This is a genomic window from Oligoflexus tunisiensis, from assembly GCF_001748245.1.
GTDB lineage: Bacteria > Bdellovibrionota_B > Oligoflexia > Oligoflexales > Oligoflexaceae > Oligoflexus > Oligoflexus tunisiensis.
Window position 1 is genome coordinate 717,224 of sequence record NZ_BDFO01000001.1, and the last position, 25,728, is coordinate 742,951.

The 25,728-nt window shown below is 55.3% G+C and carries 19 protein-coding genes, 1 tRNA gene and 1 riboswitch; of the genes, 10 read left to right on the forward strand and 10 right to left on the reverse strand.

What is annotated here, in order from left to right:
- Nucleotides 1-77 precede the first annotated feature (77 nt).
- A tRNA-Ala gene (locus tag OLTU_RS03275) sits at nt 78-153 on the reverse strand.
- A 162-nt stretch (nt 154-315) separates the two neighbouring features.
- Here OLTU_RS03275 and OLTU_RS03280 point away from each other — a divergent pair.
- The 5 genes from OLTU_RS03280 to OLTU_RS03295 all read left to right on the forward strand — a co-directional run bounded on the left by OLTU_RS03280 (nt 316) and on the right by OLTU_RS03295 (nt 3,722).
- A complete protein-coding gene (locus tag OLTU_RS03280) occupies nt 316-1,560 on the forward strand; it encodes a thioredoxin domain-containing protein (RefSeq protein WP_141731327.1) in 1,245 nt (414 codons plus the stop codon).
- A 25-nt stretch (nt 1,561-1,585) separates the two neighbouring features.
- The gene (locus tag OLTU_RS03285) at nt 1,586-2,359 is read left to right on the forward strand and encodes a hypothetical protein (protein ID WP_141731328.1); all 774 of its coding nucleotides are present in this window, start codon (nt 1,586-1,588) and stop codon (nt 2,357-2,359) included.
- 95 nt (nt 2,360-2,454) lie between these two features.
- Entirely contained in the window at nt 2,455-2,760 is a 306-nt protein-coding gene (locus OLTU_RS03290) for a hypothetical protein (protein ID WP_141731329.1), read from the forward strand.
- Between the two features lie 133 nt (nt 2,761-2,893).
- Nucleotides 2,894-3,175, forward strand: a complete 282-nt coding sequence (locus tag OLTU_RS31760; protein WP_176736298.1) for a hypothetical protein — start codon at nt 2,894-2,896, stop codon at nt 3,173-3,175.
- Nucleotides 3,153-3,722 (forward strand): D-glycero-alpha-D-manno-heptose-1,7-bisphosphate 7-phosphatase, encoded by a 570-nt coding sequence (locus tag OLTU_RS03295; RefSeq protein WP_176736299.1) that lies wholly within the window; start codon nt 3,153-3,155, stop codon nt 3,720-3,722. The genes OLTU_RS31760 and OLTU_RS03295 overlap by 23 nt, the downstream gene beginning before the upstream one ends.
- Here the strand turns inward: OLTU_RS03295 and OLTU_RS03300 are convergent.
- From OLTU_RS03300 to OLTU_RS03315, 4 genes are all read right to left on the reverse strand, one after another.
- Nucleotides 3,719-4,000 (reverse strand): (2Fe-2S)-binding protein, encoded by a 282-nt coding sequence (locus OLTU_RS03300; RefSeq protein ID WP_141731331.1) that lies wholly within the window; start codon nt 3,998-4,000, stop codon nt 3,719-3,721. The two genes, OLTU_RS03295 and OLTU_RS03300, sit on opposite strands and share 4 nt — an antisense overlap.
- Before the next feature lie 85 nt (nt 4,001-4,085).
- Nucleotides 4,086-4,730 carry a CPBP family intramembrane glutamic endopeptidase gene (locus OLTU_RS03305; RefSeq protein WP_141731332.1) on the reverse strand — a complete coding sequence of 215 codons (645 nt, stop codon included), beginning with the start codon at nt 4,728-4,730 and terminating at the stop codon, nt 4,086-4,088.
- Nucleotides 4,727-5,728, reverse strand: coding sequence for a chemotaxis protein CheW (locus OLTU_RS03310; RefSeq protein WP_176736300.1), 1,002 nt, complete (start codon nt 5,726-5,728; stop codon nt 4,727-4,729). Before OLTU_RS03310 ends, OLTU_RS03305 begins: the two co-directional genes overlap by 4 nt.
- Before the next feature lie 113 nt (nt 5,729-5,841).
- Nucleotides 5,842-6,600: a response regulator gene (locus OLTU_RS03315; protein ID WP_141731334.1), complete on the reverse strand. Its 759-nt coding sequence runs from the start codon at nt 6,598-6,600 to the stop codon at nt 5,842-5,844.
- Nucleotides 6,601-6,864: 264 nt separating this feature from the next.
- Here OLTU_RS03315 and OLTU_RS03320 point away from each other — a divergent pair, with 264 nt between their 5' ends.
- The 5 genes from OLTU_RS03320 to OLTU_RS03340 all read left to right on the forward strand — a co-directional run bounded on the left by OLTU_RS03320 (nt 6,865) and on the right by OLTU_RS03340 (nt 16,915).
- Entirely contained in the window at nt 6,865-7,971 is a 1,107-nt protein-coding gene (locus OLTU_RS03320) for a hypothetical protein (RefSeq protein WP_141731335.1), read from the forward strand.
- Between the two features lie 120 nt (nt 7,972-8,091).
- Nucleotides 8,092-9,387 (forward strand): 23S rRNA (uracil(1939)-C(5))-methyltransferase RlmD, encoded by a 1,296-nt coding sequence (gene rlmD / locus OLTU_RS03325; protein ID WP_141731336.1) that lies wholly within the window; start codon nt 8,092-8,094, stop codon nt 9,385-9,387.
- 88 nt (nt 9,388-9,475) lie between these two features.
- Nucleotides 9,476-10,330 (forward strand): tryptophan 2,3-dioxygenase, encoded by an 855-nt coding sequence (locus tag OLTU_RS03330; RefSeq protein WP_141731337.1) that lies wholly within the window; start codon nt 9,476-9,478, stop codon nt 10,328-10,330.
- A gap of 21 nt (nt 10,331-10,351) precedes the next feature.
- Nucleotides 10,352-11,524 (forward strand): pyridoxal phosphate-dependent aminotransferase, encoded by a 1,173-nt coding sequence (locus OLTU_RS03335; protein WP_141731338.1) that lies wholly within the window; start codon nt 10,352-10,354, stop codon nt 11,522-11,524.
- A gap of 171 nt (nt 11,525-11,695) precedes the next feature.
- Nucleotides 11,696-16,915 carry a SpoIIE family protein phosphatase gene (locus tag OLTU_RS03340; protein WP_176736301.1) on the forward strand — a complete coding sequence of 1,740 codons (5,220 nt, stop codon included), beginning with the start codon at nt 11,696-11,698 and terminating at the stop codon, nt 16,913-16,915.
- A gap of 24 nt (nt 16,916-16,939) precedes the next feature.
- On the opposite strand, the gene OLTU_RS03345 is transcribed toward OLTU_RS03340, so the two are convergent.
- The 5 genes from OLTU_RS03345 to OLTU_RS03365 all read right to left on the reverse strand — a co-directional run bounded on the left by OLTU_RS03345 (nt 16,940) and on the right by OLTU_RS03365 (nt 25,638).
- Complete coding sequence (locus tag OLTU_RS03345) at nt 16,940-17,827, reverse strand: LysR family transcriptional regulator (RefSeq protein ID WP_245676855.1); 888 nt, start codon at nt 17,825-17,827, stop codon at nt 16,940-16,942.
- Nucleotides 17,709-19,667, reverse strand: coding sequence for an ATP-dependent zinc metalloprotease FtsH (ftsH, locus tag OLTU_RS32610; RefSeq protein WP_141731341.1), 1,959 nt, complete (start codon nt 19,665-19,667; stop codon nt 17,709-17,711). The genes OLTU_RS03345 and ftsH overlap by 119 nt, the downstream gene beginning before the upstream one ends.
- 296 nt (nt 19,668-19,963) lie before the next feature.
- A complete protein-coding gene (locus tag OLTU_RS03355) occupies nt 19,964-23,566 on the reverse strand; it encodes an ATP-binding protein (RefSeq protein WP_141731342.1) in 3,603 nt (1,200 codons plus the stop codon).
- A 105-nt stretch (nt 23,567-23,671) separates the two neighbouring features.
- Nucleotides 23,672-24,943 (reverse strand): replication-associated recombination protein A, encoded by a 1,272-nt coding sequence (locus tag OLTU_RS03360; RefSeq protein ID WP_141731343.1) that lies wholly within the window; start codon nt 24,941-24,943, stop codon nt 23,672-23,674.
- 164 nt (nt 24,944-25,107) lie between these two features.
- On the reverse strand, nt 25,108-25,638 hold the full coding sequence (locus OLTU_RS03365; protein ID WP_141731344.1) for a hypothetical protein: 531 nt from the start codon (nt 25,636-25,638) through the stop codon (nt 25,108-25,110).
- A riboswitch (purine riboswitch) is annotated at nt 25,632-25,728 on the reverse strand. (Overlaps the previous gene by 7 nt.)

Here is a 25,728-nt window from a genome sequence, read left to right on the forward strand (position 1 = left end):
GGCACGTATCTATCCTGGGATTTACTTAACGGAAACGAAAAAACCCGCTGCTGGAATCCCAAGCAGCGGGTTTTTCATGGTGGAGGTAAACGGGATCGAACCGATGACCTTCGCAATGCCATTGCGACGCTCTACCAACTGAGCTATACCCCCGATCTCTTTGCAGAAGATCGCCTCGCAATGCTGCGAGGTAGACACGGTTTATGCTTGAACCCGATTTCGTTGTCAACGATTTTTCTCTCTGCTTGCCAGGCGCCGGTTGCTCTTTTACGATGATCCCTCTTGTAGAGGCTCTGCGGAAGGAGAATCAGCCCCATGGTAAACAGAGAAGAGAAGTTTAAGAATCTGCTGCTGCTGGGTAGCATACTGGCGGTATTGGGCATCGGCCTGTCGATCTATTCGCTCCTCCATCATCTGGAGCTTAAGCAGGCAGGCGCGACCAGCTTTGCCTGCAACATCAATGACACCCTGAGTTGCGATGATATCGCGAACAGCAAGTTCGCCGAGGACCCCTGGGGCAACCCGATGGGCGTTTATGGAATTGGTTACTTCCTCGGTCTTTTTGCTCTGCTTATCACCGCCCGCATGAAGGAAAACCTGCGGCAGGATGCCTTGCAAGCCTATGCGGTCATGGTGGGAATCGGGGTGCTGGTTTCCATCGTCCTCTTTGGGATCTCGGAATTTGTGATCGGAAAAATCTGCCCAACCTGTGTCGGTATTTATGCTGTCACGCTGATGCAAGCCGCGGTGCTGTTCTTTACCCGCGATGCGATTCCCAAACCCTGGAGTTTCAAAAGCATTAACAACGGCGGCTGGTATGGAATCATCGCCCTGGTGGCCACGATAGCCGTCTATCAGGTGGTGAAGCCGACTTCGACCCGCAATTTCAAACCTGACAATCCGATGACCGAGGAGGAAGTGCAACAGCACATGGAAAAACTCGGGGCGAATCGGGAGGCGCCGATCCTGGCCGCACTGGATCCCACACCTTCTCCTTCGGTGAAAATCGACTACACCGCTTACAGCGGACTGGGTGAAGACTATCGCCTGGGCTCGGACGACGCCAAAGTCAAGATCGTGGAATACGCCGACTACCAGTGCCCCGCCTGTGCCACGGCTTCCAAGGCTTTGAAAGCCCTGCATCAGGAAATGGGAGACAAGGTTCTCATCGTGTTCAAAAACTTCCCGCTCGACAGCAACTGCAACCCAAGCGTGCAAACGAAGATGCATGCCTTCGCCTGTGAAGCTGCGATCATGACCCGTTGCGCCGGGCAGATCGGCAAGTTCTGGGACATGAATCAGCGCGTCTTTGACAATTTCCGTGATATCGACTCCACAAGGCTGGTTGCGTGGGCCAAGGATGTGGGGTTGAATGATGAACAGATCAAGCAGTGCAAGGCCTCGCCGGACATCGTGAAGAAGATTCAGGATGATATCAAACAGGCCAACGACGCGGGACTGTCGGGAACACCAACGATCTTTATCAACGGCCGCAAGTACAACGGCGCCGTGGATCCTGGAACTCTAAAGCAGGTCGTTGAGGCCTTGCTGAACAGCTGATTGTGACGAGAAAAGAAGGCCAGTGATGAATATTACCTTTGAACATGACTACCAACAGAAAATTCTCAGCATGCGTTTTGCCGAGCCGACGGTTCTGGGCGGCGATGCCGATGTGATGAACTGGAGGCAGACCTGGCTCGGTGCTCTGAAATCCTGGCATTCCCCTTACAAGGCTGTGATCGATGGATCGCAGCTGCGGCTCGCTCTGGATGCGGATAAGCCTGCGATCCAGGCGGCGCTGAAACGTATGGAAAAAGTTCTCACAGGTTTTTTCCTGAAGAAGGCCGTGATCTGGGGCATCGACAAGGAATTTTCCGAGCTGACGCCCTTTGAATATGCGGAATCCGAAGAGGCCGCCTGGGAAGCGATCGGTCTGCGCAAAGCGCGTGGACCCGTCGAGCCCGGGGATTTTCGCAGCAGCATTCAACTGCAAAATCATTTTCGGCAGCATGTCGTCGAACTCTCGTTTGCTGCGGATGCAGTGATCGATACCAAGGAAAAGCTGCAGACCTTGCGCAGCAAGCTGACCAATAACCTGATGCAGTGGCATTCCGCCTGGAGTCTGCTGGTGGATTGTTCGCATCTGGAGATCCGGCCCGAACTCCATCCGGAATGGGAGCTCATGCTGAAGTTTTTCCGAGGCTTTTTCCTGAAGGAAGTGCTGGGTTATTCCCCGAAATCCAAGGAGTTAACTTACCCCTTCCAGGTGTATCGAGCCCGACATAATGCCGCTGGCAGGCTGGAGGCGGAAGGCCTGTTTTCCGGGGAGGATGCTGACTGTCAGAGCCGGAAGAGTTGACTGTTCAACTTGACCAAGTTTTCACAAGCAGGGTATAAACAGGCTCCACAGTGCCCTTGGGGCCTATCTGGTGATTATTTTTCAGGAGTCAAGTCGTGCAACCTGTTGAACTTTATCCCATTCAAAATTCGCTGATCCTGCGCGCCCGCGGCGTGGAACTGCTGGTTCTTTCACACCATGTCGCCGAATTGAAGAACCTCAAGGACACCAAGGAATTTGCGGATTACTTTTTGAAACGCGCGATGGTGAACCGCTCCGCGCGCAAGCTGTTTGAAGCTTGGCTGCGCAAGGATAATACGCTGTGGCGTCGGATCTATCATTCGGTCATGCATGACTTCGAAGAGAACAAGGATGAGGTGACGGAAGGAGCGGTGGAGACGGCCGAGACCGCGAAGGCTTGAATCGACGGCCCCCCTGCGGGGGTGACGGTTATTTAGCTTCGCGCGGCCCCGTGGCGGTGATGGTCGCCACCCACCCCAGGATCATTCTTGAGAACCGGCAAATTCTGCCGATAAACCCCGCAGGGGGTGCAGAATGATCCGCAAATATTTGATCTGTGGTAAAAAGCAGATCTATATGCAAAGTAAGAATGTGGAATCCTATAGCGAAATCGGCAAGGTCATCGAACTTTTGATGCCCGTGCGGGATTTCTGGGATCTCGAACGATTTATCAAAGATGTCAACTACCTCCTGGCCGCCGGGGAGGCCCAGGCCGAGGTTGCCACCTCCTATCGGAAGGTCCTCAGGCGATCGGCCCGGTTTGCAGTGCGGGAAATGGATCGACTCTGGCTTTATGGACAAAAAAATAATCAGTAGACCGGCTGCTTTTCTGGATCGTGACGGCGTTCTCGTTCGTGACACAGGTTATGTCTATCGCATCGAGGATCTTGAAATCCTCCCCGGTGTGCCGGAAGCCCTCAAACTCCTCCACGATCATGGCTTTCTTCTTATCGTCATCTCCAATCAGGCAGGCGTCGCCCGTGGTTATTACACGCCCGAGGATGTCGATCATTTCCACGCGGAATTGCAGAAACGCCTGCAGGATCAGCTTGGATTTCCTCTCGACGGCATTTACTACTGCCCGCACCATCCCCAGGGTTCGGTGTTCGAATATTCCATGGTCTGCAGCTGCCGAAAACCCGGAACTGCCTTGATCGAGAAGGCGGGACAGGACTTTGCCATCGACTGGGAGCACAGCGTCATGGTCGGCGATCGGGCCAGCGATGTCGAATGCGGATTGAAAGCGGGAGTGAAGGGAATTCAGATCGAAAGCGATCAGTATGAGGGTCATGCGACCCCGCACGTGAAAGTGCGGGATCTTTGGGAAGCGGCTCAGTGGACGATTCAAAACAGGTCCACTTAACCCCCTCCGGACTTGTGTTCCTTGTACTTTTTCAAAAGAATCTTGATGCGTGGTCCGCAGCGTTCGCCCTTGCAGCCACCGGAACCCGAGCCGACCTTCTGATTGACGTCGGCCACGGTATCACAGCCCGGCAGGGCTTCCAAAACTTTTCCCAGCGGAATGCCTTTACAGATACAGACCACGCGGGTCATTTGTTTCATCCGCTCACGAGCCAATTCTTCAGGCGTCAGGGGACGCTCACTTTCTTCATTCAAAATCAAATCCTTGTCATCGGGCATGCGTTACTCCATTGATCCCGTCCTTCCACCTTAGCACAAAAGTTGCTGGCGGCAGAACAGGCCACATAGACAGCACCCACGCGGTTCAAACCTTCAGGTATAAGGCCTGAAGCCAGTCGAGCCAGCGCTCATCGAGTGTTGCGAAAATCCAGCCGCTCGCATTGCAGGCGGCATGCAAAGCCATGGCGGCCGTCAAACGGCCTGAAACCACGTATAACCATTCACAGCATAAGCCGAGCAGCAGAGGGCCCATCGGCATGGCCAGCTGATCCCAGGCGCCGGACCCATGGGCCATGGCAAAGACCAGAGCCGAACCATAGGCTCCCCAGAAATCACCGAGCTTCTGCCGGGCCCAGCCTCCAATCCCGAAGCGAAAGACGACCTCCTCGACCACGGGAATCCAGAGCACAAACGCTAACAGACCTGGATCCCAGCTCGGGTCAATCGGCGGAGCGCCAGCGACCCAGGCCCGTGACAGAAGGCTCCCGCCCAGGCTGCCACCCACAATCAAGGCAGCAGGCAGAAAAGCAAGCGCTCCCGAGCGGACCGTGCCCCGCAGCTGGCGGCCAAAATGCCAAAGAAGCCAGGCGAGAATGCTATGCAGGACGGCAATGCTCAGCCAGCCGGGTGAAAGCAGCTGACTCACAAAACCATAGAACAGCGACAGCGCCCAACCCAAAAGGATCAGAACCAGGAAAAAGAGAACGCGGGTGGAGATCGGGGTGCTCATGCCGGTATTGTGCTGAGCCGAAAGTGTCTTTTCAAGGTTTCAATGATGGTCAGCACATCATTTTTCACCAGGTAGCCATTGGCACCGGCTTTTTCGCCCAGGTCCCGCGATCCGGTATCACCGAGTGAGGTGTGCAGGAAGATGGGAATCCTGTCGAATTCACTCATTTTCCGCACGCGGCTGATAAAGGTGATGCCATCCATCTGCGGCATCTCCACGTCGGTGATAATCGCCTGCACGCGGCCGGCGGCATTGCCAGCGGACTGCGATTGCTCGAGCTTATGCAAGGCTTCGAGCCCATTTCTTGCCTGAATTACGCGGTAGCCTTCATGGTGCAAGGCGCGCGAGACATTGGTCAGGATCAGGTTGGAATCATCGACCAGGAGTATGCACGGGGCGTTGCGATCCCTCAGCAGGTTGTGGTGCTGCACCGCGTGATCGAAGCCGTGTGGAAGATCCGGCAGGGCTTCCATCGTATGATGTCCGTGAGCCTTGGACTCCAGGCTCGCAATAATTTTTTCAAGATCGAGGATAAAAAGAAACTCAGAACCCTCGATCAGCATCATGCCCGTGATCGAGGAATTGCTGTCCGCCGACGGCGGCAGGACCTTGTCCCAGGTCACCCGCCGGATGCGATTCGTGGAATGCACGATAAAACCGGCCCGTTTTTGACTGAACTCGGTGACGATGATCTGCTGATCGGGGGTGATGGGGCTTTGGTAATCGCCGAGCACCATGCACAGATTCACGGCCGGGATGGGGATGCCGCGCAGTTCAAAGATGCCGGCAATGCCTGGAACCGAGGACGAAAGGGGATTGATCCGCGGCATATGCACGACTTCGCGGACTTTCACCACGTTCACACCGTAGTGGCCTTTGATCACCCGCCCACCGGGCAGGTTGCGAAGCAGGGAGAACTCGATCAGCTCAAAATAGTTCCCGCCCACCTCGAAGTGGTTGTCGAGATCGGAGAGATTGGCTTTCATACGGTTCAACATAAAGTCCCTTTTCGCTGCCTTAACCATCGGCTTTTTTGGGAAAGGCTTGATAGGGACAACAAAAAACCCAGCCTTGTTGCTGGGTTGTGTTCGAGGCTGAAAGGGATTCGAAATCAGATTTCAACCGCCATCAAAGTCCTGAAATAAATCTCGAGCTGCTTCCTTTGCACATCGCTGAGCTTGCCGAACTGCAGACCCACTTCACCTTTCGAGTTGATCCAGGCGACCTTCGCCTTGATCTTCGATTCCGCAGCGGACAGAGTTTTTTTCTTCCGGGCCGCGGCCTTGCCGTCTTCCTCCTGTGCCGGCAATTCGATCGACATGGTCAGCTCCTGCGCCTTCTTCACCTTTAAAGGTCCCTGAAGTTTCACACAGGCGCCGCCGAGGCTGATATTCAAAACCTTGCCATCCACCTTGGGAGCACGCTTGCCCCGACCGGCGGCCTTGCCCACGAGCTGGGTCATGAAGCTGGCGTTGAAGCGGCGTTCCAAACGATGTTTGCTCAAAAGAAAACGATCGATTTTTTCGGAGAGATCATCGAAGTTTATCGGCTTGGGAATCCAGGCCGAGGCGTCCTGATAAGCAAAGAGATTGTCCACGACGGCCTGTTTTACGATGTCGCTGGGATAGGCCGTCATCAGAATCGGCCCATCATAGACCCGGCGCATGGCTTCCACCAAAGCCGGCCCATCAACGTCCGGCAAATCAAAGTCCACCACGCACAGATCCGGGCGTCGTGCGGTAAGGTAGTCCAGAGCCTCCTTGCCCGTGGCCGCGACGTCCACGACTGTTCCCATGATCTTGTCTTTGAAGACCTCGGATGTCATCACCAGACTGGGCTTGCATGAATCAGCGATCAAAACAGTTGTCATGGAATAATCCCTTTCATGCGTATGAATCTCGATGCAGTCTTCAGAGGCTCAGTGACTTCCAAAATCGAAGGGATGGACCATGCCTCTAGTTCCATTATAGCGAAGGTCACTGGGAAAATACTGCCCCTGCACATCTGTTAGAATCAAGGTGATCCCCCAGATGCATTTTCTCTATCGGGAAGGCTGGGATCGCGGTCGACACAGACTGGAAAAGCCAAAGGGAATCGATCCTTACCTTTTGCTAATAAGCGGTTGGGAGTTTTCATGCAAAGACTGGCCAAAGCCTGTTTGATAACCTTCGTGGGAGCAGTGTCCACGCTGCCTCTGATGGCGATCACTGACCTGCGCCCTGTGACTTTGCCTTTCACACAGGATTTGAATGTACTGCGTGCGAGTCTTACTTTGCCTGTCACAGATCGGGTCCGTAAAATCACAATACCGTCTCGAAAATTGAAGATGCGTGCCTATAATCCCAAGAAGGATGAGACGGTGGAACCCATCAGTCTCACCATACCCCGATCCGAATCGGGAGTGACGGAAATGGCGAAGCGTCTGGCCTCCGGAGGACGGAGCGAGGCTCTGCAGAACCTCCTCCTGGATCGTCTTAAAAAACTGGGGCCCACGACACGATCCTCGGTCAAGGTTGAGTTGCAGTCCGATGACTTCAAGCTCATCAACTTCCAGGCGCTGGCTGACGAACTTTCCAAGGAACACCACCAGGTCGTCGTCAAATCCAAGGAACTGGCGGGTGAAAAGAATACCTGGAAAGAGTTCCGGAATCAGCTGAGCTATCTGCTGCCCCGCGAGCAGATTTCACGCATTCACCGCAAGATCAAAGCCGGGACCGACCTCACCTTGGATGATGACCTCTTGCCCACCTTTGCGAAAAAAATGGCCGGAAAATTTATCATCTATCGCGGACCGAACTGCTTTCATGCGGCGCTGGCCTTCTTTGATCAGCATTTGACCCGGGCTCCTTCAGTCAATGTGAAGGAAGAGGAAGGCTATCATCGAGCCATGATCAACTATGACGAACTCTGGCGGGTCATCAGCAGCGAATTCTATGAGGTCGATCCGCGTAATTCCCCCCTTAAATATGGGGATCTTATGGTGTTCTTCGGGGTTCCGCCGGAATCTCCCAAGCACATCAACTTCAAATGGATTCGGCACACGGCCATCTATCTCTTTGGACCCTATACCTTCTCCAAGGGATCCAAGTCGCCCAATACGCCTTACTCCGTGAAAACGCTGGAGGAGGAGTGGTCGACATGGCGCGCCTTGACGCAGAATCTTGGCGTCAAGATCTACCGTCGCCAGCTGAACGTGTCATCCGGGCGATTGCCGGTCAAGCGTGACGACTGGATCTACTGATGAACCCGCTTTGCTTTTGAAGGAAAAGTGTTTTCCTGGCTTGTCAGGAGTGGTAATAAAAGGCCCCTGCGCCCCTTCCTTGGCGCTCTGGTTAATCCACTCCTCAATTAAAGATAAGCCATGACAGTAGCCAAAACACATCGCTCGACAGCCAAGATTTTTCGCAGTGAACGGTGGAAGAACGATCATAGCAAACAGTTTTTGAGCAAACGCCCGGCCGCCCCTGCCCAGGACGAATCCTGCTGCGGGACCCACAGTCCGGTCGATGGCAACTACGAACATAGCCTTCATCACAAATATCAGGCCGCGCTGCAGAAGTTCCGCGAACAGGGGCTGCTGGAAGGCGTGAGCGTGATCAATCCTGTGGCCTCACCACGTTCCACCGGCTATCGCGCGCATGCAAAGCTTGCCGTAAGGCATGCCCGTGAAGCTGCCGTCAAACCCGAGGCTGGTGAGCGCTTTGCCATTGGACTTTTTGCGGCCAATTCCCATCAGGTGATCCATCTGAAGGAATGTCCGATGCACCGCGCTTCGATCAATCGTCTGCTGCCTGATCTGCAGGCGGAACTCGAGGCTTCGAATCTGCAGCCATACTGTGAAGAAACCCATAGCGGCGACCTCCGCTATCTGGCCATTCGCGCCACGCATTTAACTGAAGAGCTGATGCTGACCTTTGTCACGCGGGAAGAGAAGGACAAGGTTGAACTGAAAGCCATGGTTTTGCGTTTGCGGCAGAAGGGCCACCTGATCGTCTCCGCCTTTCAAAACATCAATCCGAGCCGCACCAATGCCATCTTTGGTTCCTTGACCAAAAAGCTCGCAGGGGCCGAAGGTTTGCGTGAATCCCTTTGCGGTTTGACCTTTGAGATCGGTCCGACCAGCTTTTTCCAGGTGAATCCCTGGACCGCGGAGATGATCTATCGTCGCGTGGAACAGATCGCCGGTCATCGCCAGGGCGATGCTGTGGCCTGGGACCTTTATTGCGGCACCGGCCAGATTTCGCTCCTCCTGGCCCAGGCGGGCTATCGTACGCTGGGGATTGAAGAGAACCCGCAGGCCATTCGCGATGCCGAAGCCAACTGTGTGCGCAACGCAATCCCTGCCGCTGCCCGTCCGGCCTATATTTCCGGCCGCGTGGAAGACCTGGACGGTCGATTCCCGGATTGGTCGGCAAAACCCGAGCTGATCGTTGCCAATCCGTCGCGTCGTGGACTGGCCCCGGCCGCCCGCGAACTCGTGCTGAACGGTCTGCATCAGCGTCCGGGCAGCCGCTTGATTTATGTGTCCTGTGAAGCCGAAACCCTTATCCGCGATCTGGTGGATCTGACCAAAGCCGGTCATAAGTTGCTCCAGCTTGAATGTTTTGACATGTTCCCCTACACCGAAAAACTGGAATGGCTGGCCGTCATCCAGTAAGCCTTAAAATACCGGGGGGCTGCCTCGACAGCAGCTCCCACCTGGGATATACAAGTGTTCAGCACCAACAAGATGGGTAGAACACGCGATGACCTACGATAATTTCGTCCAACCCAATCCTGAAACATTGACCTATGGCCGCTATCTTCACGTGCATGAGCTTCTCGGTCTGCAGCAGGAACTGTCGCAGCCGAAGGAACATGATGAACTCCTTTTTATCGTGATTCACCAGGTCTACGAACTGTGGTTCAAACAGATTCTGCACGAGGTGAAGCACTGTCAGGAAACCTTGACCCAGGACGACATCCTGCCGATGACCAAGGCGCTGCATCGGGTGACGACCATACAGAAGGTTCTTCTGCAGCAGGTGGATATTCTGGAAACCATGACTCCAACCGAGTTCAATCGTTTCCGCAAAAACCTGAATCCGGCCAGCGGTTTCCAATCCTATCAGTTCCGTGAGTTTGAGTTTCGCCTTGGGATGAAGAATCCGGCTCATCTGCGTTTCTTCTCCCATGATCCGGCGGCATCGGCCAAGCTTCAGGCCGCCATGCAGGAGCCGACGCTTTACGATCATTTCCTGCGCTATTTGCAAAGGCAGGGCTTTCCCGTGCCCAAGGATGTTCTGGAACGGGATGTGACGCAAATTCACAACAGTCACCCCGAACTCGTGAAGCTATTTACCGATATTTACGAGAATCCGGCCCAGAATTATCACCTTTATCTGGCATTGGAAGCGCTCGTCGATCTGGATGAACTTTTGATACTATGGAGATACCGTCATGTGCAGATGGTTCGCAGGATGATCGGCGACCTGGCCGGAACCGGTGGATCCCTCGGCGCCCGCTACCTGCAATCCACATTGAATAAAAGCGCCTTTCCGGATATCTGGGAGGTTCGCAATCACCTCGGGCAAGGCACAACGCCCTACGGTGGCCGCTGAAGCGTCTTGCAAGGAGAATGCATGAGTCTGAATGAAGTCACGCTCAATTTGCCCAATTATCCCATGGAAGAACTGTCGAAGATTCGGCAGCGTTTGATCAGTCAGAACAAGAAGGTCTACGATTTTGGGACCGGTGATCCCAAAATCCCGACCTGGGCGCCGATCCGTGAGGCTGTGGCGCAGAGCGTGACCCCGATCAGCCAGTATCCGGCCACCCGGGGTGGACCGGACTTGATTGAATCCATCTGGGGATACTGCAACCGGAACTTCGGCATCAAGGCCGGCCAGGGTTTTGACATCATGGCCACCAATGGCAGCAAGGAAGCGATCTTTCATATCGCGCTTTGTCTCGTGGGACGGGCTGGCGGGAAAAATATCATCGCCTATCCCGATCCCGGCTATCCCGTGTATCGCAGTTCGGCGCTTTATGCGGGCGGCGTTCCCTATGCGATGCCCCTCAAGGCTGAAAATGATTTTCAGATGGAACCCTGGACTCTGCCCGAGGACATTCAATCCCGAATGGCGGCTCTTTGGATCAACTATCCTCATAACCCCACCGGTGCGGTACTGAAGAAGGGGCATCTCGAAAAAATCATCGAATGGTGTGAAAAACGCGATGTCGTGCTGCTGGCCGATGATTGCTACATCGATATCTATGATCCGGCCTGGGATCGTCAGGGTCAAAAGCCTTTGACTCCGATCAGCTTGACTTCAAGGAACGTCTATTCCTTCCAGAGCCTTTCCAAGCGTTCGGGCATGACCGGCTATCGCAGCGGATTCTTGATCGGTGATGCCCGCTATATGCCGCTCATCGGAACCGCGCGAGCCAACTTCGGTGTGGGCACGCCCACCATGCTGCAAAAAGCGGCGGCCATCGCCTGGTCGGACGACACGCATGTGGCGGAGCGGCGGCAGATCTTTGCCAATCGCATTAACCTCGCCATGCCATACCTGCAAAAACTCGGCATGATCGATCACAAACCGGAAGCCACGTTTTACCTCTGGTGCCGCGTGCCGCGTGGTCTGGATGATGTGGCCTTCTGTCTCCGCCTGGCTGAAGAGGGCGTGATCACCAGCCCCTCCCAGTGGTTAAGCGAAGGGGTTAAAGGCTACATGCGCTTTGCCCTGGTGCCGGAGGATCCGGATACGGTGGAAGCGATGGAGATCGTTTCGCGTTTGGTCAAAAACCTATAATCGCCATTTTTCCCAGTGCCGGCCGTCCTCCCACGGCTGGCACATTCCCGCGCCGCACACCCGCCCCTTACTTTCCTTCCCATGAGCTCCGATAGCGAAGCAGGCCCTTTATTGATTTCGCAGGGTTCGCCTGAGAGAAAGCGTGACGCGCATGGGGCGCCGAGAGGAAGCATGACGCGGATTGGGAAATTTGGTTTGAACATCGTGGATAGCCTGGAGCTTCCGGGCCTTCCCTACCGCCTTGTGCGTGCGGTGCGGGAAAGCGATGGCCAAAATTTTCTGGTGAAAATCATTCCGGCTCGCCATGAAAGCGTGGGCCGTCTCCGCAGTGAATTCGCCTTGCTGCGTTCGCTTTCCCTGCCGCTCTTTCCCGAGGCCCAGGCCTGGGAACAGGATGCCGAGGAATGCTGGGCGCTTTATATCTGTCCAGCTCTGACCCCTTTGTCACAGGTTTTGCAGCGACCTGGACATACCGTGGCCACGCGCCTTGAATTGTCCGTGAATCTTGTTGAGGCTCTGGTCGAGCTGCATAAGCGAGGTTATATCCTGCTGAATCTCAATCCCTGGACCTGTCTGGTTCGGGATGATGATCGCAGTTTCATGTTCCTCGATGCGAGTCATATGCGCAGTCGATCGCGACGGGATGCGACGCCGCCTCTGCTTTTTGAACCGGATCCCGTTCACTGGCCATACATGGCGCCCGAACAGACCGGAGCCAGCAATCAGCCCGCAGATCAGCGCAGCGATCTCTATTCCATGGGGCTGACTCTTTATCAGCTCTTTGGCGGGGAACTGAGTACGATGCAAAAAAGCCAGGATGAATGCAGCCACTGGCATATGACCGTCATTGCCGATCAGCTTGTCGATCGCGTGCTGAATTTTTCGCCCTATGTGTCCGCAATCGTGGCCAGGCTCAGCAAAAAACAGCCTGCGGAACGTTATCAGACCGCCTGGGGCGTGCTGCAGGATCTTCGCGAAGCACTGTCGTCGTCACAGGCCAATCTTCCTGATCAAATGCTGTCGATCGGCACACGGGATGTGCCGGATGATCTGCGATTCCCGGATCGGATCTATGGCCGTGATGTGGAAATCGCCGAACTGGATGCCGTCTATCAGCGGTTCATCTCGGGAGAATCGGTCTCCCTTCTGGTTGAAGGACGGGCGGGCATCGGCAAGACCCGTCTGCTCGGGCACATCAACGACCTGAGCAAGGTCAGCGGCTGTCTTCTGGCCCGGGGTTCCTCTGTTCCTGACACGACGACCCGGCCCTTTGCCCCGATCATGGAAGCGGTCGATGAGCTCGTGCATCACCTTTTGCAAAAACCCCAGCGTGAGATGCTCGCCTGGCGGAAGAAGATCTTCGACAGCGTGGGTGAAAACGTTGCGCTGATGATTCAGCTCTGTCCGGACCTGGCTTTGGTTCTTGGCAATGCTGAGGATATTCCGACTCTGCCGCCCAAAGAGGAAAAGATCCGCTTTGAAATGACCCTGCGCAATTTCATTCGAACCTTCTGCCAGCGTGAGCATCCTCTGATTCTGATCTTTGAGCAGGGACAATGGCTCGACAGCGGCACGCTGGATATGCTGGATGCCATCCTTCGCGGGGACAAGGCGGAGCATCTTTTCCTGATCTTCACCTATGCCACGGACACCAAAAACGTCCGCTGCCGGGTGGAAAATCTTTCCAATCTTTTGCAGACAGCGTTCGTCCATCATGCGGTCATGCATCTGCATCCGCTGTCGACGAACAATATCTCCCGCCTTCTGGCGGAACTCTTCATGATGGAACAGGACCGGGTCGAGGATCTGGCGGCCATTATCTTTCAAAAAACCGGCGGCATTCCTCTCTTTGTCCGCAACATGATCCAGGGATTGACCGAGCAGGGCGCCATCTCCTTCGATTACCGCCGTTTCTGTTATTTCTGGAATCTGTCGATCGCCCAGCAGTGGACCATCAACGACAGCATGGTCAATCACGTCCTCCTCCAGCTGCAAAAACTGCAGCCGGGCGATGTGGATCTCATCGGCATGGCGGCCTGCATTGGCCGTGAATTCCGGGTGAATGATCTGCAGGTCGTCGCCGGTCAGGATATTGAAACGGTTCGTGCGGCTCTCGCGCGGGCGTGTGAGCGCGGCCTTGTCTTTGTGGTCAATGATGAGTCCCGGGAGAAGGGCACGGATAAATCCGAACGTCTGGTGATGGAAGGCACGTTGCGCTTCGCGCATGAAGCCATTCGCGAGGTCGCCTCGGGTGAGCTGACCGCGGATGTGAAGCGCTCCGTGCATCGGGCCATTGCGGAACAGTATATGCTGCAGGTCGCGGAAAGCGGGCAGCAGGATCGCCTCTTTTCCATTGTGGATCACTTCAACCATAGTGTGGATCACAGTCAGCCCTGCGAGGACATTCGTCTCGCCGAGATGAACCTGGGAGCCGCTCGCAAGGCTCGTCTTTCCGCATCCTTTGCCCAGGCTCTTGCCTATCTGCGGAAGGCCATCCTGTATCTCGGTGACAATCCCTGGGAAAAATACTATCGCCAGTGCCTGGCCATTCATGAAGAGATGGCCATCGGAGCCTTCCTGAACCAGAACAAGGACCTTCAGCAGGCCATCGTCGAGGAGGCGCTTAAGCATACCCGTGACAAGGTGGATACCATCGTCTTCCATGAGATGAAGATTGCCGAGATCATGAGCCGCGATCTTGAGGAAGCTCTGGACTATGCGATACCGGTTTTGATCGACTTCGGTTTTAAATTTCCGCGCAACCCGGGAACCTTCCGTGTGGGGTGCTATCTGATCCGGGCCATTGCCCTGATGAAGACGACCAACTATCTGCGCCGTCTGGAAAACGTCGGGCACTCGCATGATCTCCTGAGTGCCGCCGCCATCCGGATTGCCACCCGGGTGGGTTCAGCGGCCTATCTGGTGCGACCCAATCTGATGCCGGTGCTGGCCGTGAAAGGTTTTGAACTCGGCCTGAAACACGGGCATGTGCCATCGATGCCGTTTGCCTATGCCGGCCTCGCAACCATTCTTCTGTCTGTGTTTGGTCACTATCGTGATGCTTTCCGCCTCGCCCGTTATGCCGAGGCTTTGGTTCGCCAGTTCGAGGACAAGCAGCAGCAGTGCCGTGTGGATCACATGCTGCACTCCTTTATTTATCCCTGGTCGGAACCCATGCGGCACAGCCTGATCGGTCTTCTCAAGGCCTTCCGCAATGGAGTCGAATACGGCGAATACGAATTCGCGATCCATGCCATCAACCTCTACTGTCATTACAGCTTTTATGCGGGCAGCTCGCTTCTCCGACTGGAAGAGGAGGTGACCGAGTATCGCCGCATGGTGGGTGATCTGCATCATAATTATTTAAATGCGCATACGGAAATGGCCCGTCAGACCTTGATGAATCTCTGTCTGGATAGCGGAGAAACGACAGCGATGCTGGGGCCAATCTTTGATCATCGCAAGCATGCTGAGCTTCTGGTCAAGGCTCCCGACTTCACATTCTACTATGCCACCAACAGTATTGTTCTCTGCACGCTCTATCATGATCTGCAGGAAGGGTTCCGCTTTGAAACCATGGCCCGAAAGCATAAGCAGTCGGCGATGGGGTCCTACGGCATGTCCGTCTATCGCTTCTATGCCGGCATCCTGCTGGCTCGCGCGGCTACCAATGGGCTGAAAGCGAAATGGTCCAGTATCCTGAAACTGAAAAATGCCGTGCGCATTTTCAAACGCTGGATGAAGTATGTGCCGCAGAACCAGGCGCACCGCTATCACCTTCTGCGAGCTGAGTTGCAAAGGCTGCAAGGCAAGACGCTGCAGGCGCTCGCATCCTATGCTCATGCGATTCGCGCCGCCGAGGAAGCCGGGGTCCAGCAGGATCTGGGACTTGCCTGTGAACAGCTGGCCTGTCTCTTCCACGGTCTTGGCCTGCATACCCTGGCTCAGGATTATTTGCGCAAGGCCTTTGAAGCCTATCAAAGATGGGGCGCCACCAAACTGGTGAACCGATTGAAGGAACACTATCGCAGCTGGCAGCTGGCGGAATCACCCAGCCATGGCCTGAAGGTGGCTGAGAATTCCTATGACCTCCAGTATCTGCAGCGGGTCCTTTCGGAAATGACCCGGGAGACGACCGATGCCCATTTGATGACCCGCATTCTTTCCAGTTCCGTTCATCTCGCCGGTGCGGACTGTGGTCACTTCATTCTCAAGAGCTTTGATGACAATACCTATCGCGTCAGGCAATCGTTCAATGATAGCGTCATCACCCAGGCGGACAAGGGCTTTATGGCTCTCGACACCATATGCAAAAGCCTTGTGAACTATGTGATCCGCACGCGACGTTCGGTGGTGGTGGCGGATGCCCAGGTGCCTCAAAAGGCGATTCCTGGTCTGGAGCGCGATCCCTATGTGATGGAAAAAATGGTGCGTTCCCTCGCCTGTATTCCCATCGAAATCGGCAGCGGTGCCGAGCGGGAACTGATCGCCATCATCTATCTGGAAAACAGCGTCTCTTCCCATGTCTTCACACAGGAACGTCTGCGCCTTCTGGAACTCGTCGGTCAGGCCACGGCCGGACGCCTGGAGCTTTCGGAAAAGGCCCACACCCTGGAAGCGTCCCTGAAGGAAGCGCAGCTTGTGCAGCAGGCGCTCTTCCCCACCATCAAGCGTCTTGGTTCCTTTGCGGTCGCGGATTATTTCAAGGCCGCCGATCACACCGGGGGGGACTGGTATGGTTACTATGAAGAGGATACCCGGGATCGTGCCTACTTCTTTATCGGGGATGTGACGGGCCACGGTGTATCATCCGCTTTGATCACAGGAACGGCAGCCGGTTCCGTTTACGGATCGATCGCCACTCTGCAGGCTGTGCAGCGGGACATGAGCCTCACGGAGACCACGGAGATTCTCGCCAACTGCGTGAACCGCGCCGTGTACGATACGGCCGCCAAGGTCGATAAGTTCATGACCATGGTCTTTGTCTCGTTTGACTCGCGCACGGGTGAGGTGGCCTTCATCAACGCCGGTCACCCGAATGGCTTTATTATCTCGGACTACAAGGTGAAACCCCTCCTGGGTCGCGGCAGTCCGCTCGGCTTTCACCGGGATCCTATTTTCAAGGTCCAGCGTCTGCAGCTGCAGCCGGGTGATATCCTCTTCTTCTATACCGATGGCTTGATTGAAAACGAAGGGCCGGAAGGGGAAAAACTGCATCCGCGTGATCTGGCCCGGATACTGGAAGTCTCGCGCGAACCGGATCTCATCAAACAGCAGCTGCTCAAACAAACGGACAACATCTGGCAGAATCGCAAGGCAGCGGATGACTATGCTTTTGTTATCATTCGCTGGGATGGCTGGCGCCAGACCACGAGCGCCAAGGCCGGTTGACGCAAGCGTGCGAACGTCTGTAGCTCAGCGCGCCTCACCATCGACCTTGAAGGAACGCATCAGCTGCGCAGCCACCGGATTCTGAATTTTTCGGTCACCGGCCACCAGCCAGAGATCCTCGTGGACGCCGTCCAGCTCGCCGATCACATAAAGTTCCTTGCTGTTCAGAAAGTCCTCCGCCGCAGGTCGAGCCAAGGGCAAAAGCCCCGTCCCATTAGCCCCAAGCAGTTTCTGCAGGCTGGTATCCTGAACTTCCGCCACGGTATCGACGCGAATATTCTGCATCTTCAAAAAGTGATCCAGGTCCACACGCAGGCGATTGGTGGCCAGCGGCATGATAAAGGGCTGATTGGTCAGGGAAGCTGGAAAGCCTTTTTTAAGCGGCAAATACTGTTTCGCGCCGCAAATCACCACCGGCATGCGGGCCACGCGCCGGGCATGGAGCCCCTGTCCATCCATCACCGGAGGCGATTCATTCGCGAGGAGAAGATCGAGGCGGTGGGCCTTCAGCTCACGCAGGAGCATATCCCCGCGTCCTTCCTGAATGGAGACGATGCAATTCTGTACCGACTGGGCCTGCTGAATAAGCAGAAGCGCGAGATGTTTGGGCACGCTGTCAAGGATCCCAAACTGAACCTCGATGCGATCCTTTTGTAAACGATCGTTCAAGGCATCGAGCATCTCGTCGCCGAGTTTGAAAATTTCCTGCGCATAATCCAGGGCAATGCGTCCGGCTTCCGTCAAATAAAGGCGCTTTTTACGCCTTTCAAACAGGATCTGTCCCAGATTATCCTCAAACTGTTTCAACTGAGTTGAGAGTGTCGGTTGCCCGAGGCGCAATTTCTTCGCCGCCTTGGCTATGCCACCCTCCGTTGCGATTGTCTTGAAGTAATACAGATGATGGTAGTTGATCCAGTTGTCCATTGTCCACCTTATCAAGCGTCTCGCGCAATCGTCGGAAAAAGACTTCCAGCTCCTCTTCTTTCAGTGTTTCCTTGGCCAGAAGAAGCTGGGCGCTCTCCTCGAGGATCGCGCGACCCTCACGTAACATTTCCAGAGCGCGTGAAAAACAACGGTCGAGAATCTTTCGGACCGCAAGATCGATCTTCTCCGAAGTCTCCTCACCATACCGTTTTGCGGCATAGCTTGCACCGAGAAAGTTCGGCTGATCCTGCTCGAAGGTCACGTGGCCCAGGGATTCCTCCATTCCATAACGGGTGACCATGTTCCAGGCAATGTCGGTGGCCTTGACCAGATCGTCGGCAGCGCCCGTGGACAGATGATTGAATATAAGCTTTTCAGCGGCACGCCCGGCCAGCAAAACGGCAATTCGATTTTCCAGCTCTTCTCGGGTCATCAGGAACCGATCCTCGGTGGGCCTTTGAATGGTATAGCCCAAAGCCCCGATACCGCGTGGGATCACCGAGACCTTATGCACTTTATCTGTGGTGGAAAAGGCCGCGGCCGTCAGGGCATGGCCCATCTCATGATGGGCCACAATGCGACGCTCGGTTTCATTGAGTATGCGATTTTTCTTTTCCAGACCGGCCACGATCCGTTCCACGGCCTCGGTAAAGTCAGCGAGTTCCACCTGCTCCGCGCGCCGCCTTGTGGCAATCAGCGCCGCTTCATTGCAGAGGTTGGCAAGATCCGCTCCCGTGAAACCTGGGGTCAGAGCAGCCACTTTTTCCAGTTCCACATCCGTGCCCAGGGATTTAATCTTGCGCAGATGCACCTTCAGAATTTCCACCCGTCCATTTTTATCCGGACGATCGACCAGCACCTGCCGATCGAAACGGCCGGCCCGCAGAAGAGCAGGATCCAGGATTTCCGGGCGGTTGGTGGCCGCCAGCAGAATCAGACCAGACGTCGAATCAAAACCATCGAGCTCCACGAGGAGCTGGTTCAGCGTCTGCTCCTTTTCATCGTGACCGCCACCAAGCGCCCCAGCAGCCCGGGACTTGCCGAGCGCATCCAGCTCATCGATGAAAACGATGGCCGGTGCCTTGGTGCGGGCCTGCTCAAACAGATCACGCACACGCGCGGCGCCGACGCCGACAAACATTTCCACAAATTCAGAACCGCTGATCGAAAAGAAAGGAACACCGGCCTCACCAGCGACAGCCTTGGCCAATAGGGTTTTGCCGGTGCCGGGAGGTCCGACCAGCAAAATGCCTTTGGGCATGCGGCCGCCGAGTTTGGAATACTCCGCCGGGTTTTTCAAATAGGCGACGATTTCCTGCAATTCATGCTTGGCTTCGTCAACGCCCGCCACGTCCTGAAAAGTGACTTTGGTATCGCTTTCCACGTAAACCTTGGCCTTGCTCTTGCCGATGGCCATGAACTCGCCGCCGAGCCCGCCCTTCCCACTGAGTCTTTTCATCATGAAAAACCAGATGGCAAAGAAAGCCACGGCCGGCACAATCCAGGCCAGAAGATCGTAAAGGAAATTGCTTTCAAACAGTCCGTAGACTTTGGTGTCCGTGCCTTCAAAATCCTTGCTGAGCTCCGGATCAATGCGGGTGGTGACAAACTGCTGCGGCCCCTGGCCATCAGCCTCTTTCAGCTTGCCTTGAATATGCGTGGGCGTGACCGTAACTTCGGCCACTTTGTTGCTGCGAACCATCTCCAGGTATTCGCTGTAAGGGATATTGCGGACCTGAGTCGCCTGAAACCACTGATTCTGAATCAACATGGCAACCAGGACGGCCAGGAGAATGTAGCCGAGTTGAAATCTCGTTTTTTTTGGCATGGAATATAACTCCTGCAAGGCGGCTGCGTGTGACCGCTTTGACTCGAATATCCGCTTCAGTTTAAAGCAGGCAAGCTGAAAAAGGCCTGAGAGAAAAAGGGAGTGGTTTTTTAGGACCAGGATGACTTGGGGAAAAAAGAGGAGATACAAGCAGTAAAGAAGGCAGATAGGGGGATGGATAAACAAGAAGGAGGTCATTCCTCAGTCCTGTTGCTCATCATGCGACCGCTGACTTCTTTTTGAAAATAGATATTATGGGACAACATTATTGTTTTATATGAAGTATAAGAGCGCCGTCAGGAAGCCTGATTGCCAGGGCGCAACGTACCACTGCCTGGGACGGCCAAAGGCAGAGTCAGAACAAAGGTCGTGGTCTCCGCCGTTTCATCGAGTTCCAGGTCGCCATGAAAGCGTTTGATGAGGCGCCGTGAAACCGGAAGACCGAGTCCACTCCCGCGACGTCCTTTGGTGGAAAAGCCGCGCTCAAATATCTGTCGTGCCAGGAGCGGATCAATTTTCGGTCCGGCATTGCTCACACCGATGCGCAGCATTTTGGTTTCGTAGTCCATGATGCCGAAGACTTCAATCCAGCGGTCTTCGGCCACATGGGATTCAATCACATCCATGGCGTTCTGCAGAAGGTTCAGGAATACCTGCTGCAGGGTGGCCAGGCCAATGGCGATCTTGATGTGGGGAACATCGGTAAAGACCCGGATGCGCATTTTATCAAGACGCCTTTGCAGGAGGAGCAGCGTGCCCGCCACTGCTTCATCCGCATAGATCTCGGTCTGCAGCAGAGGACTTTGGTGAAAGGCCAGGATGGTCCGCATGAGGCGCTGGGCTTCCACAGTCACCCGCAGGAGCTCCTGGAACGAAAAGATCAAATCCAGTGTATGCGTGAAGCTCGCCATGTCCGCCGGCGACCAGTTCTGCAATCTTTTCCATTGATCCTGCAGTTCGACGATGGGAATGCTGGTTCGCGCCAGAAGGAAACGCAACTGACGGAGGCTATCGGGAATCGGCTGCTCGGGTCCCGGCAGGACGAGAGCCTGAGCCCGCTTTTCAAAATCATAAGTGGGGCGGCGCTCCAGCAGACTATCCAGCAGGCTTTCGCGAAACGTGGTATCCAAGGGATTATGCCGCAGGATGGCCCGCAGCTCCTGGTCGGTCAGCTGCTCGGTCGCGCGCGAGCTGGTCAGAATGCTTTTGATTTCATGACTGAGATCGGTGAAAATTTCCCCGAGCTGGACCATGCGATCGCGCTGCTCCTGATCATTTTGATAGCGCTGCAGCTGAATGCGACCCACCAGATTGCGCACCCTCAGGGTCAATTCCAGAGGGTTGATCGGCTTCGCCAGATAATCATCCGCACCCCATTCAAGTCCGATGAGGCGATCATCCTCGCTGGCCCGCGCGGTGACCAGGATCACAGGCGTATCGCAGAGATCCTCACGACCCTGCACAAAACGGAGAACATCCTCCCCAGAGATATCGGGCATCATCAGATCCAGGATCACAAGGTCCGGATGCAGATGCACGATCGCATCCATCCCGGCCTTGCCGCCGATCGCGATCGAGGTGCGGTAGCCCTCTGATTTCAATATTTCCGCAAGTATTTCACAGTTGGATTCATGGTCATCGATCACCAGGATGTGGAAGGTGCCGGGATCCGCCAGCAGTGGTGACGCCATGCGCACATGGGCTGGCAGGGGCACGGAATTGGTCGGGATGCGCTCCAGCCGCGAGGTTTCCATCAGCGGCTTTTCCTGTTCCGTCACCGTTAAAAGCTGCTCCGCGCTCTCAGGAATCCAGACCCGGAAACGCGAGCCTTTGTCCGGTGTTGAATCCAGTTCGATCCGGCCATGCATCAGATCAATCAGCTGCTTCACGAGCGACAGACCCAGGCCCGTGCCTTCATATTTTCGCCGTGCATCGGATTCAACCTGAGCAAATTCCTCGAAGATCCTTTGCCTTTGATCGGGGGCGATGCCGATACCGGTATCGCTCACGGACAGGATCAATTCACCGGCGAGCCGTTCGAGCCGCAGCGTCACCTGATTGGTGCGCCCTGGTTTGGCGAACTTGAAGGCATTGCCGATCAGGTTCCGGGCGATCGTATAAATCTTCTCACGATCCTGAACGAAGTTGGCCTCACCGCTTTTCAAATCCAGGCGGGAATCGTATTGCGAATGCGGATAACGCAGCAAAAGGCCTTCCGCCAGGTCGTCGATATCATGCTGCAGCCTATGCAGATCGATACGGACAGGCGCCAGACTCAGTTCCCCGCGTTTGGATTTCGCCAGGTCCAGGATCATGTTCACCTGGTTTTTTAGCGATTCCGCGAGGCGTTTGGCCTTGTCGAGCTGACCCTGAATCGTTTCATTCACGGTTCCATAATGCCCGGAGCGGATCAGATCAATAAAGCCAATGATACCGGTCAAGGGCGTGCGCAGCTCGTGCGAGGTATTATGAAAGAAGGTGGTGCGGGCCTGCTCCTGTTCGATCAGACTTTGCATCCGCAGCTTTTGATTGCGGGCGTCCCGCGTTTTCATCAGAGCCCAGCCCGCGGCAGCGGCCAGAATCAAAAGCCCTACGAGGCTGATGTATACCGTACGGTGCAGTCTTTGCGACTGCTGCAACTCCAGGGTCTGAATACGATTCTGTTCCTGCAGAAGGACGTTCTGATGTTCCTGACGCTGGAGTTCAAGACTGGTAGCCATGCGTGCGATCGTGACCGCATTCCGTTCCCGCCAGTATTTGTCACTGAGTTCGCCCAGCTGACGCCGGGTGAGGAGTTCCTCCTGGCTTCGGCCCATCGCCTGCAGAACATCAGCTTTAACCTTTTGGAAGGTTACGCGCATGTGCAGCGAACCCTGGGGACCGAAATACTGCTCGAGCTCCTGGCAAGCTTCCCAGGCCGGTTGAGTCTGACCATCCAGGAGCCAGGCACGCGCCATCGCCAGGAGCGTGGGACCGATTTGATAATCAAAACTCAGACGGCGGAAGACCGGCAGCGCCTTTTGTAAAAAGACCAGCGCCTCCCGCGGCTTTTGGTCCTCGATCAGATTGCGTCCCAGGCGCAGATCCGAATGAGCCACGAGATGCTGATAACCCAGCGACTGGGCCACGGCCTGGGCCTTTTTCTGAACGGCAGAGGATTCATCCAATCGCTTTTGTTCATAATGATGATAGGCAATGGCATCCAGGATGTAATAGGTCGCATAGCGTTTTTTATTGCGGGTGAACCAGTCCAGGGCCTCTTCCAGCATGGCCCGACCGGCTTCCATCTTCTCGCCTCCCAGCGAGGTATAAAGCGTCCCCATGTTGGCGATGAAATCGTAGTAGCGTTCATCCTTCGGCAGACTTTGAAAGGCAGCCAGGGCGTTTTGATAAGCTTCAAAAGCGAAACGCTCTTCGCCATTGCGATCGAAGAAGTTGCCCGTCACGCTATAGTAATAGGCCAGAAGGCTTGGATCATTGGCCTTGCGGGCCTCTTCCAGGGTTTTCAGAAATCCGGCCTTGGCCTCTTCATAGTGATCAGCATATTCCTCGGCGCCGGCGATCACGCTATGAAGGATGGTAATGGCGCGATGATCCTGGGCAGCGAAGGCGATGGGCAGGGCCTTGCGGGCGAGGTCTGCGGCCTTTTCCGGCTGCTCGCAGAGCCAGTGTCCTTCCGCAGCAAGGGCCGCCGCTCCGAGCCAGGCCTGGGTTTGACGTTCGGGATGCAGAGCATGCATCAGGTTGGAGGCGCGTTCCCCTGTTTTACAAGGATCGTCGAAGAGCGAAGTGCGGATATGCTGCAGATCCTTCCTCTCAGGGACCTTGCTGCCCCAGGCGCAGGGCTGGGAAAAAACTGCCCAGACCCAGGTGAGAAGAATGATCCGAACCTTATTCACTCCGTGCTCCTCATGGATTTTGTAACCATCATAGCACGGATCATTCCGGTGGGATTAGGCAAGTTCCGCAGCCGTGAAAAGCTGCCGCCGCCGAGCCTGCGGCCCCTACTTACGCTGACTTCCCGGGCGCAGTCTTTCCAAAAAATCCCGAATCTGTTTCTCGGCGCCATGTTCGGAAGGCTCATAAAATCGCGCTTTGCCGAGATTCGGCGGAAGGTTGGACTGCTGCGCCGCCTTCTGCGGATTGTCATGGGCATAGGTATAATTCTGACCATAACCCATCTCTTTCATAAAGCGCGTCGGCGCATTGCGCAGATGCATGGGCACGGGCAGGTCGCCGGTTTTTTCCACCACAGCCAGTGCCTGGTTGATGCCGAGATAACTGCGATTGGATTTGGGACTCGACGCCAGATAAGTCGTGGCCTGGGCGAGGATGATCCGCGCCTCGGGCATGCCGATTTCCTTGACGGAGGAAAGGCAGGCCTGCGCCACCACCAGAGCCGTGGGGTGCGCGTTGCCGATGTCTTCACTGGCGGCAATCACCAGACGGCGGGCCAGGAACACAGGATCCTCACCGCCATGCAGCATGCGAGCCAGATAATAGAGGGCGGCATCCGGATCGCTAGCCCGGATGCTTTTAATAAGAGCCGAAATCAGATCGTAGTGAAAATCACCCGAACGATCGTAGTGCCGGGCAATGAGATGCAGGATCGGCTGCATGTCCTCGGCGGTGATTTCCGCCTTGTCCCGGGTCACACCCAGCACAGCTTCCAAAAGATTCAAACCGGCGCGTGCATCCCCATCCGCCGCGCGTGCCAGGATCAGCGCCAGATCAGGATTCAGCGTTCGCTCCTCGCGCTGCGCGACCCGGGTAAAGAGTTGAGCCAGAGCCTCCGTACTGATCTTTTGCATGGGAATGGTCAGGGACCGCGAAAGAAGAGCGTTATTTACGGAAAACGAAGGATTTTCGCTGGTCGCACCAATCAACTTGATGATGCCGGCTTCCACCGCTGGCAAAAGACTGTCCTGTTGATTCTTGCTGAGGCGATGAATTTCATCGAGGAAAAGTATTTCCGCCTTGTCGCCCAGCTCAAGGCCTTCGCGTGAGCGCTGGATCACCTCGCGGATGTCCTTCACGCCGGCTTCCACTGCGGACAATTCGATGACAGGGCGTTTGACGATACGACCGATCAAACGGGCCAGGCTGGTTTTGCCCGTGCCCGGCGGCCCCCAAAAGAGCAGCGCGTGAAACTGATCGGCGTGAACCAGCTTCCACAGGGCCGTGCCAGGTGCCCAGACCTTTTCCTGTCCGATCAATTCATCGGCCTGCTCGGGTCGATAGCGGGCGGCCAGAGGGGACTGCTTATTCTGTGACATGGATTGTTCCGTGAAAGGTTAAAGCACCGCCTTCTTTTTAGCCGGAAAACAGGAGGGGGCCAACCAGTCAGAAAGTTATGGCCAGCGAAAAAACCACCCGCAGGATCTGCGAGTGGTCTGGGGAACAGGCCTCCCTTGACGTTCAGCCTGATAAGCTTGGGTGATCAGAGGTGGCCGTAGGTGGACTCGATTTCATCCTCAACACTTTCCACGGCATCCAGATTATTCTTCACATACTTCATATAGGCGATGGCATCGACCTGCTTCATGCGTCCACGCTCGAGATACAAACAAAGTCTTTGTTCCAGCGAATCGGTGTAAACATAAAGGGATTTATGCTGAGGCCAGAGGTTGGCCGTATCGTTGCTGCCTCCCATGCAAAGTGGGATGTAATGATCGATTTTAAAATCATTTCGCGGCATACTGCCGATCGTATAGTTGAAGGTCTTATCGTAAGTTTTGATGATTTTGTTTTTGTGCGAAGTGGAAACGGAGCGGTTGCAGTAGGGGATGCGTTCAGGGTAGCGGTATTCACTTGGGCTTTGACAGGTGGTGCCGGGGGTCATGGACTCGTCCGGGGCCATGGGGTAGCGACCTTCCTCGGCTGTCGGTCGCGCACTCAGATGTGATCCTGGATCGGCTGCGGGGCCACAGGCTGCGATAAAAAGCGCAGCCAATACAAACGCTAAACGCATGCAAAGATCCTCATAGTCAAGCATTTACGGTGCCTGGTAGAAACGCTGAACCAATTTTCAGCTTATACGAAGTTCACGGGCTTGATAGCA